Raw genomic sequence first — 9,200 nt, 5'->3', positions numbered from 1 at the left:
TCCCCGTCGGGACGCTCGGGCCGCCATTCGAACCCGACGGCGACCCGGCGGCATCCGCCCCGGGCCGGAAGTTTGGCTGCGTCGCCGCGTTATGGCCCACCTCCGACAGCTTCTGCCGCTCGGCGGGACCCGGCGGCAGGAGGGCATCGGTTTGCAGCGAGTCGGGGTGATCGACCGGCGCACCGACGGCGGCGGTGGGACCGTCGTGCCGGGCGGGCTCTTTCGCGGCCAAGGGGGCGCTCGACGTCTCCGCCGTGACCGAATGCAGCAGCTCGCTCGGGCCGCCGGCCGCCGGGAACACGTCCGTCGGCGTGGCCAGGGGGCGCCCACTGATCGCCATCGCGTCCGGCTTGAGGCCGTTGCGGCGCTGCGCGGCCTGCAACTCCCGGCCGAACTCCTCGGCCGAGGCGGGCCGCTCGGCGGGGTCGATCGCCATCGCCTTCTCGATCGCCGAGCAGACCGCGTCCGGGATGCCCTCGGGGCGCAGGTCGGGGATCTTCGTCGTACTGATCCGCAGGTACTGGGCGACCAGGTCTTCGCCCTTCTTGCGTTCGTGCGCGGCATTGCCGGCGATGAGCGCGTACAGCGTGGCGCCGAGGGAGTACATGTCGGCGGCGACGGTCGCGGCGTTGCCGGTCATCACCTCGGGCGCGGTGTAGTCGATCGTCCCGGAGAAGAACCCCGTCGCCGTCTCGTACCCACCTTCGATATGAGCGATCCCGAAGTCGCTCAGTTGCGGCTCGCCATAGTCGTTGACGAGGATGTTGGCGGGCTTGATGTCGCGGTGCAGAGTCCCGCTGCGGTGCGCGGTTTCCAAAGCGCCGCAGAGCTTTACGCCGATGTGCAGCACCTCTGGCCATGCGATCGGCCCCTCTCGCCGCAGCCGCACCGCCAGGGAGTCCGCGGAGTGATAGGGCATGACGATGTACGGCTTGCCGCTGGGGGTGACTCCGACACGCAGGATGTTGACGATGTTGGGGTGTCCCGAGAGGCCACCCATCGCGTAACCCTCGCGGAGGAACCGTTCGCGGCTGTCCTCATCGAAGTGTGACGGCAGCACCTTGACCGCGACGTTTCGCCCCAGCGCCGTTTCGTAGCAGCAATAGATCACCCCGGCGCCGCCCCGGGCCACCTGGCGCGCCTCCTCGAAACCGGCGGCCGCCAGCTCGGTGGCGATGCCGCTCGGTGCCGGCTCTCCGGCGTCCCCCGGTTCTTCAGGCATTCGTGGCGCTCAGACTCCCTTGTGATCGGAGAGCTCAAGATTAACGCCCGGGCCCCTCCGGGTGTCTTTTTCGGGGACTTCGTTACCAAGCCACGACTATTCGGCGGCACCGGGAAGACGGGCACATATCGAATTCATATCCGGCGAAGCGAGACACATGTAACAAAATACATGTAGTTTACTTCGCATATTGCACCGCCGAGAGAGGAGAATCGTCATGTCCTACCCGCTTGCGAAACGGCCGACGCGGGGCCGGTGGCGAGCCAGGATGCTCGTCGCCGCAGGAACTTTCGCCTATGCCGTAGCGGCCGCGTCAACGGCCGCCGCGGAGGGGTCCGAGCCGTCGATCGACGCGCCCCATCCCTTTGGGACGCTCAGCTGCGACTGTCAGCAGACCGCCTTGCCAAACAGCGCGGCGTCGCTCGAGGCGATCGACCGCGGGCTGCAACAGGGCCACTCCGCGTGGTTGCCCGGACTGCCGGCACCGGGGCAGCGGCCCTGAGCGAGAAATACAGAGCGCCGGCCGCTCCTACCACCAGCGTCGGCGGGACTGCGCTGGATGGCCCGGGCACCACTGCGATTCGGGGACAAGTTTGCGGACTTCTTCGATGTGGGCGCCGCAACCGGCCCACGTGGTCTTTCCGCAAATGCGGCATCTGACGGGGTGGCACATCAGCGCGCCGCCTCTTCGAGCACCGGTGGCCCCTGGTTGGGCCGTTGCAGCGTGTGGAATTCGGGCGTGTGCGCGGCGACGAGGATGGCATCGAGCAGCCGGACGCCGTCCGCATGGGTCGGAATCCGGTTGAGCACCGGGCCGTGGAACGCCCGTCCGTCGATCACGATGATCGGACTGCCGGCCGGCCCTCCGAGCGCCTGTTGCGCGGCCTCGTGGGTGCGCCTGACCTCGTCGTCGAAACGGCTGTCCTCGAGCGCGTCGCAGAGTGATCCCTCCAGCCCGCACTTCGACAGGAGTTCCCGCACTTCGCCGGTGGTGAGCTCGTCGTCGCGCACGTGGATCTGGGTACCGAGCGCGTCGTAGAGCCGGGCGAACGCCTCCTGGCCGTGCTTGTCGACGACCGCGGAGAAGAGTCGTCCCAGCCGCCGTGAGCGTTCCATCATGCGTTTCTGCTTGCCTTCGAGCTCTTTGCCTTCGTTGAGCACGGCCAGGCTCATCTGGCGCAGGGTGACCGGGGTCTGCCTCTCGTCCGCGGCATCCAGGAGCCAGCGGGAGGTGACCCAGGAGAACGGGCACACCGGGTCGAGATAGAGGTCGACGGTTGCCATGGTCTTTCCTTTCTCGTTACGCCTCCGCCAGGATACCCCCATGGGTATAAGCCCGCCAATGCCCGGCGAGTTGTTCCCACCAGAATGGGTTCATGACGCTCGATCTAAACGGCTATTTCGGACGCATCGGCTACCGCGGCGCGGCCGAGCCGAACCTGGCCGTGCTCCAGGACCTGGTCACCGCGCACACGCGATCGATCCCGTTCGAGAACCTCGATCCGGTCATGGGTGTGCCGGTCGACGACCTGGGTCCGGATGCGCTCACCGACAAGCTGGTGCGCCGCGGCCGCGGCGGCTACTGCTACGAGCACAACGGTTTGATGGGTTACGTCCTGGATGACCTCGGCTTCAGGGTGCGCCGGCTGGCCGGCCGGGTGGTCTGGGGGAGTCCGCCCGACGCGCCCATCCCGGCGCAGACCCACACGGTGCTGGCGGTGACGTTCCCCGGATCCGACGGCTCTTACCTCGTCGACGTCGGGTTCGGCGGCCAGACACCCACCTCCCCGCTCCGCCTCGAGACCGGAAGCGTGCAGCAGACGACGCACGAGCCGTACCGGCTCATGGATCGCGGGGACGGCCTTATCCTGCAGGCGATGATCCGCGGCGAATGGCAGCCGCTCTACGAGTTCGCCACCCGAAGCGTGCCACCAATCGACCTGCGGATGGGTAGCTGGTTTGTGTCCACTCATCCGTCGTCGCACTTCGTGACGGGTCTGATGGTTGCGTTGGTGACCGACAACGCGCGGGTCAACCTGGCCGGGCGCGACCTGGTGGTCCACCGCGCCGAGGAGAGCGAGAAGGTCCGCCTCGACGGTTCGGCCGCTGTCGTCGACACCCTCGCCGGGAGATTCGGGATCAACGTCGACGACCTCGGTGGGCGGGCGGCGGTGCAGGCCCGCATCGAGAAGGTCCTCGGCGGCTAACGGGCGGCGAGCCAGGGTTCCATGCGCCGCAGCGCCTCCTCGACGTCGCTCGTCGGGCCCGCGAATGACAGCCGGACGAAGGTGTTTCCCCGGGCGGTGTCGAAGTCGATGCCCGGCGCGATGGCCACACCCGTGTCCGCCAACAACTTCGAGCAGAACCCCAGCGAGTCGGCCGTGAAGGCCGACACGTCGGCGTAGACGTAGAACGCGCCGTCGGTCGGCGCCAACCGGTCGACCCCGATCCTGCGCAACCCGTCGAGCAGCAGCGCACGGTTGGTCGCGTAGTGCCGCAGATTGCCATCGGCCTCGGCGGTCGACTCGGGTGTGAACGCGGCGACCGCGGCGATCTGAGACAGCACCGGCGGGCAGATGGTGAAGTTTCCGGTCAGGCAGTCCACGGCCCGGCGCAGCGCCGGCGGCACCAGCAGCCAGCCCAACCGCCAGCCCGTCATCGCGTAGTACTTGGAAAAGCTGTTGACCACCAGCGCGTCTCGCGATGTCTGCCACGCGCAGCTGGTTTGCGGCGCGCCCGGGTAGACCAGGCCGTGGTACACCTCGTCGCTGATCAGCCGCACGCCGGACTCCTCGCACCAGGAGGCGATCGCGGCCAGCTCGGCCGGCGGGATGACCGTGCCGGTGGGGTTCGCCGGGCTGGCGACGATCACGCCCCGCACCGGCGGGTCGAGCTCGGCGAGCATGCCCGCGGTGGGCTGGAAGCGGGTCTCTGGTCCGCAGGGAAGCTCGACCACCTCACATCCCAACGCGGACAGAATGTTTCGGTAGCAAGGATAGCCGGGGCTGGCCAGCGCCACCCGATCGCCGACGTCGAAACAGGCGAGAAATGCGAGCAGGAAACCGCCCGACGAGCCGGTGGTGACCACGACGGCGTCGGGCTCGACGTCGATGCCGTGCTTGCGTGCGTAATCGGCGGCGATGGCCGCGCGCAGTTCCGGAATGCCCAGTGCGACGGTGTAACCCAACTCGTTGAGGTGCAGGGCGGCGGCCGCGGCCGCCCGCACCGGTTCGGGCGCGCCGACGCTGGGCTGGCCGGCCGACAGGTTGACCAGGTCGCCGTGGCTGCGCTGGCGTTCCGCGGCCGCCAGCCAGACATCCATCACATAGAAGGGCGGGATGCCGGCGCGCAGGGCGACGTGATCGTTCACGCTTGCAGCACTTCGGTTTCCAGTTGGCGGAGCAGTTCGTTCGGCGCGGCCAGGAGGTGCGCGCTGCCGTGCGCGCGCTTGAAGTACAGGTGCATGTCGTGTTCCCACGTGATGGCGATGCCGCCGTGCAGCTGGATGCCTTCGGCGGCGACGACCTGCAGCGCCTCGGTGGCCGCGAGGCGCGCCGTCGCGGCGTTGGTGGCCGTCGGGTCGCCGCACGCGTCGGCCACGACGGCCTTGGCGGCGGCCACGGCGACGTACAGGTCGGCCATCCGGTGCTTGAGCGCCTGGAAGCTGCCGATCGGACGCCCGAATTGCACCCGGCTCTTGGTGTATTCGACGGTGAGTTCCAGGCAACGCTCGGCGGCGCCGATCTGCTCGGCCGCGAGCAGCACGGCGGCGATGTCGCCGAGTCCCGGGTCGGTGCCCAGGTCTTGCGTCTCCTCGGGGCGCACTCGGGCCAGCCGGCGGGTGGGGTCCATGGTGGCGACGGGCTCGGCGCTGAATCGGGTCCACCGGCTGAGCCGCCCGGCGTCCGCGGCGACGACGACGTCGGCGATGTCGCCGTTGACCACGTGGTCGGGATCGAGCACCAGCGCGCCGATCAGGCCGCCCTCGGCCAGGCCCGCCAGCGTCTCGGCGTCCGGCTCGGGAGCCGAGAGCAACGCCACTTCCGCCAGCGTGGTGCCCAACAGCGGGGAGGGCACCAGGGCGCGGCCGAGCTCCTGCAGAACCGTTGCGGCATCGGCTAGTTCGCCGCCCGCTCCGCCCAGCTCCTCGGGTATCACCAGCGCGGCGGCGCCCACCTGCTCGCACAGCAGCCGCCACAGCGACTCGTCGTAGCCGCGGTCGGATTCCATGGCAACGCGCACCGCGCCCGAGGTCGCGTGCTTGGTGACCAGGGCAGCCACGGTGTCACGCAGCATCTCCCGTTCTTCGTTCATGATGCTCATAGCGCCTCCAGCACTCGCCGCCGGTGTTCCTCGGGCGTGCCCCAGGCCGAGCGCAACGCCTGCACCCGCAGCAGCCACAGAGACAGGTCGTGCTCCTGGGTGAACCCGATGGCGCCGTGGGTCTGCAGCGCCGCGCGTGCCGCCGCGAGGGCGGCGTCGGAGGCGGCCGCCTTGGCCGCGCTCACGTCCCGCTGCTCCACCGACAGCGCGGCGCCGTAGAGCAGCGGCCGCGCCATCTCGACCGCGATGTGCACGTCGGCGAGCTTGTGCTTGATGGCCTGGTACGAGCCGATGATCCGGCCGAACTGGGAGCGTTGCTTCGCGTAGTCCACGGCGGCGCCCAGCAGTGCCTCGGCGGCGCCGACGAGCTGTGCCGCGGTGGCCAGCGCGCCAAATCGGAAGGCGCGGTTGACGTCCGCCTGCCAGGGCTCGCCGGCCGCGGCCACGTCGTAGAGGCGGCGGCTAGGGTCGACCGAGTCGTGCCGCTCGCCCGCCTCGGCTTCGCTGACGCCGTTATCGGTGGCCAGCAACACGAGTCCCGCGGTGTCGGCATCGACGGCGCGCGGGACAAGCGGAGGATGCGCGACCGTGGCGAGGAGCTCCCCCGAGGCCAGGCCCGCGCAGCGCTCGTCGTGCGCCAACAGAATCGGCGCGACGGCGATCGATTCGGCGACCGGGCCGGGAACGCACCAGCGCCCCAGGCGTTCCAACGCGACGACGAGGTCGACCGGGTGTGCCTCGATGCCCTCGAACTTCTCCGGCACGGCCAGCGCGGTGACACCGAGGTTGGCCAGCTGTTCCCACACCTTCAGGCCGGGCGCGACGTCGCCCGCCGACCAGGCTCGCACCGTGCCGGGCAGGTCGGCGGCGCCGAGCGCGGCGTCAATGCTGGCCGCGAAGTCGCGCTGTTGCTCGTCTAGTTCGAATTCCACTGGTCACTTCTTCTCTCGGGGCAGGCCCAGCAGCCGTTCCGAAATGATGTTGCGCTGAATCTCGTTGGTGCCGGCGTAGATCGGGCCGCCGAGGGCGAACAGCAGGCCCTCGGCCCATCCGCCGGCGACCTCGCCGTCGGCGGCGAGCAGGTCGAGGGCGGTCTGGTGCAGTTCCACGTCGAGGTCCGACCAGAACACCTTCGTCACCGACGACTCCGCGCCCAGTTCGCCTCCGGCCGCCAACCGGGTGACGGTACCGAAGGTCTGCAGGCGGTAGGCCTGTGCCTTGATCCAGCCGTCGGCGACGCGGTCGGCGAAGGCGGCGGGGGAGCCGCGGTCCCGCCAGAGCTCTACCAACCGCTCGGCGGTCGCCAGGAACCGCGCCGGGCTGCGCAACGACATGCCGCGTTCGTTGCTCGACGTGCTCATGGCGGCCCGCCAGCCGTCGTTGGGGCTGCCGATCACGTCCGCGTCCGGCACGAACACGTCGTCGAGGAAGATCTCGCCGAAGCCGGTGTCGCCGCCGAGCTGGACGATCGGGCGGACCGTGACGCCCTGAGCCTTGAGGTCGAACATCAGATAGGTCAGGCCGTGATGGCGCTCGGCGCTGGGGTCGGAGCGGAACAGCCCAAAGCCCATGTCGGCGAACGGTGCCCGCGAGCTCCAGATCTTTTGACCGTTCAGCAGCCAGCCGCCGTCGGTCTTGGTGGCGGTCGACCTCAGCGACGCCAGGTCGCTCCCCGATTCGGGCTCGGACCATGCCTGGGCCCAGATCTGCTCCCCGCTGGCCATTTTCGGCAGGATGCGATCCAATTGTTCCTGGGTGCCGTGCGCGAACAGCGTCGGCGCGAGCATCGACGTGCCGTTGGCGCTCGCGCGGCCGGGTGCCCCGGCGCGGAAGTACTCCTCCTCGAACACGATCCAGTGCAGCAGGGGGGCGTCGCGGCCGCCGTACTGCTTGGGCCAGGTGATCACCGAGAGGCCGGCGTCGAACAGCACACGGTCCCAATGACGGTGCTGGGCAAAGCCTTCCGCGTTGTCATAGGACTTGGTGGGGATCGCCTCGCCGTTGGCCGCGAGGAAGTCCCGCACTTCGGCCCGGAAGGCGAGGGTGTCGTCGTCGAAGTCGAGGTCCATCAGGCAAGCTCCCGCAATTCTGTCTTGAGCACCTTGCCACCGGGGTTGCGTGGCAGCGACTCGACGAAGCGCACCGACCGGGGCGCCTTGAAGTTCGCCAAATGCTCACGGCTGTAAGCGATCACCGATTGCTCGTCGAGATCGGCGCCCGGGCGCCGCACCACGAACGCGCGGCCCACCTCACCCAGTCGCTCGTCGGGCACGCCGATCACCGCGGTGTCGGCGACTCCCTCCATCCTGGCCAGCACCTGTTCGACCTCGGCGGGGTAGACGTTGAATCCGCCGCAGATGTACATGTCCTTGAGCCGGTCGGTGATGCGCAGGTTGCCGGCGTCGTCGACGGCGCCGATATCGCCGGTGTGCAGCCAGCCCTCGGGGTCGATGGCGGCCGCCGTCGCTTCCGGGTCGTCGAGGTAGCCCAGCATGACGTTCGGGCCGCGCAGCAGGACCTCGCCGGTGTCCGCGATCCGCAGTTCGAAGTCGGCGAACGGGCGCCCGCAGGTGGTCGCGACCGTCACCGCGTCGTCCTCCGGCCGGCACATCGTGCCCATGCCGTTGGCCTCGGTCAGCCCGTAGGCGGTCAGCACGATGTCGATGTCGAGTTCGGATTGCATGCGTTCCACCAGCACGACCGGGACGGTGGCGGCGCCGGTCACCGCGAACCGCAGCGAGCTCAGGTCGTGATCCTCGCGGGCCGGGTGGTCGAGCAGCGTCTGGTAGATGGTGGGCGGTCCGGGCAGCACCGTGATGCGGTGCTGCTCAATGGCTTCCAGCGCCCTTACCGGGTCGAAGGTCAGGTGCGGGATCAGCGTCGCCCCCGTCTGCAGGCAGGCCAGGATGCCCGCCTTGTACCCGAAGTTGTGGAAGAACGGGTTAATGCAAAGATAGCGGTCGTCGCTGGTGATCTTGCCGTTGGCGGCCCACGAGGCCGACGCCGAGAGCGACTGGCGGTGCGCGCACAACACGCCTTTGCTGCGACCGGTGGTGCCGGAGGTGAACAGGATGTCGCTCACGTCGTCGGGGGTGACCGCGGCGGCGCGGATGCGGACCTCGTCGAGACCCGCGGCTTGTGACATGAAGTCGTCCCACGTGCCGTCGTCCGCCTCGATCGGGATGCGCACGATGTGCCGCAGCGCCGGGAGCGCGCCGCGGTCGAGGTCGGCCGCCCGGTCGGCGCCCAGGAACCGGCCCGCGGCGAACAACACCGGCGCGCCGGTGCGGGCCAGGATGTCGAAGGCCTCCTCGGCGGTGTAGCGGGTGTTCAGCGGCACCATCGCCGCGCCGGCGTGGTGGATCGCCAGGCAGGCCACCACCCAGTGCCAGGTGTTCGGGGACCAGATGGCGACGCGGTCCCGGGGCCGAACGCCCAGCGTGATCAGCGCCGCCGCCGCCCGGTGAACCTCGTCGCGCAGGGACGCGGCCGTGAACGTCCGCTCCGCGGTGACCAGGGCGGGGTGGTCGGGCAGTTGACGCGCGAACCGATCCAGCGCCGCGGGCACGGTGCGGGGATCGGCGGTCATCGATGCTCCTTCAAGCGGCGCGTGCGCCAGCGCCGGCGGCCTAACAAAGCAAGTGCTTGGTAGGTT

The 9,200-nt window shown here is 69.6% G+C and carries 9 protein-coding genes; 2 read left to right on the top strand and 7 right to left on the bottom strand.

The features are described from left to right. Positions 1 to 1,222 (bottom strand): serine/threonine-protein kinase (locus GPY60_RS12435; RefSeq protein WP_156687977.1); only part of this gene is annotated, 1,222 nt, incomplete at its 3' end. A gap of 217 nt (positions 1,223 to 1,439) precedes the next feature. Between GPY60_RS12435 and GPY60_RS12430 the strand changes: the two genes are divergently transcribed. Then, positions 1,440 to 1,724 carry a hypothetical protein gene (locus tag GPY60_RS12430; protein WP_156687976.1) on the top strand — a complete coding sequence of 95 codons (285 nt, stop codon included), beginning with the start codon at positions 1,440 to 1,442 and terminating at the stop codon, positions 1,722 to 1,724. A 170-nt stretch (positions 1,725 to 1,894) separates the two neighbouring features. On the opposite strand, the gene GPY60_RS12425 is transcribed toward GPY60_RS12430, so the two are convergent. Next, a complete protein-coding gene (locus GPY60_RS12425) occupies positions 1,895 to 2,506 on the bottom strand; it encodes a mycothiol-dependent nitroreductase Rv2466c family protein (protein WP_156687975.1) in 612 nt (203 codons plus the stop codon). 92 nt (positions 2,507 to 2,598) lie between these two features. Between GPY60_RS12425 and GPY60_RS12420 the strand changes: the two genes are divergently transcribed. After that, positions 2,599 to 3,429 carry an arylamine N-acetyltransferase family protein gene (locus tag GPY60_RS12420; RefSeq protein ID WP_156687974.1) on the top strand — a complete coding sequence of 277 codons (831 nt, stop codon included), beginning with the start codon at positions 2,599 to 2,601 and terminating at the stop codon, positions 3,427 to 3,429. Here GPY60_RS12420 and GPY60_RS12415 read toward each other — a convergent pair. The 5 genes from GPY60_RS12415 to fadD3 are packed head-to-tail and all read right to left on the bottom strand — an operon-like array spanning position 3,426 to position 9,134. Further along, positions 3,426 to 4,592, bottom strand: a complete 1,167-nt coding sequence (locus GPY60_RS12415) for a pyridoxal phosphate-dependent aminotransferase (RefSeq protein ID WP_156687973.1) — start codon at positions 4,590 to 4,592, stop codon at positions 3,426 to 3,428. The two genes, GPY60_RS12420 and GPY60_RS12415, sit on opposite strands and share 4 nt — an antisense overlap. Next, the gene (ipdE2, locus tag GPY60_RS12410; protein ID WP_156687972.1) at positions 4,589 to 5,536 is read right to left on the bottom strand and encodes an acyl-CoA dehydrogenase IpdE2; all 948 of its coding nucleotides are present in this window, start codon (positions 5,534 to 5,536) and stop codon (positions 4,589 to 4,591) included. The genes GPY60_RS12415 and ipdE2 overlap by 4 nt, the downstream gene beginning before the upstream one ends. Before the next feature lie 5 nt (positions 5,537 to 5,541). Next, positions 5,542 to 6,477 (bottom strand): acyl-CoA dehydrogenase family protein, encoded by a 936-nt coding sequence (locus tag GPY60_RS12405; RefSeq protein WP_156687971.1) that lies wholly within the window; start codon positions 6,475 to 6,477, stop codon positions 5,542 to 5,544. Between the two features lie 3 nt (positions 6,478 to 6,480). Further along, on the bottom strand, positions 6,481 to 7,614 hold the full coding sequence (locus GPY60_RS12400; protein WP_156687970.1) for an acyl-CoA dehydrogenase family protein: 1,134 nt from the start codon (positions 7,612 to 7,614) through the stop codon (positions 6,481 to 6,483). Next, positions 7,614 to 9,134 (bottom strand): 3-((3aS,4S,7aS)-7a-methyl-1,5-dioxo-octahydro-1H-inden-4-yl)propanoate--CoA ligase FadD3, encoded by a 1,521-nt coding sequence (gene fadD3 / locus GPY60_RS12395; protein WP_156687969.1) that lies wholly within the window; start codon positions 9,132 to 9,134, stop codon positions 7,614 to 7,616. Before fadD3 ends, GPY60_RS12400 begins: the two co-directional genes overlap by 1 nt. Positions 9,135 to 9,200 lie beyond the last annotated feature (66 nt).

The sequence above is a fragment of the Mycobacterium sp. Marseille-P9652 genome (assembly GCF_902652685.1).
In the GTDB taxonomy this organism is placed as follows: domain Bacteria; phylum Actinomycetota; class Actinomycetes; order Mycobacteriales; family Mycobacteriaceae; genus Mycobacterium.
This window is presented reverse-complemented; position numbering and strand designations above follow the sequence as displayed.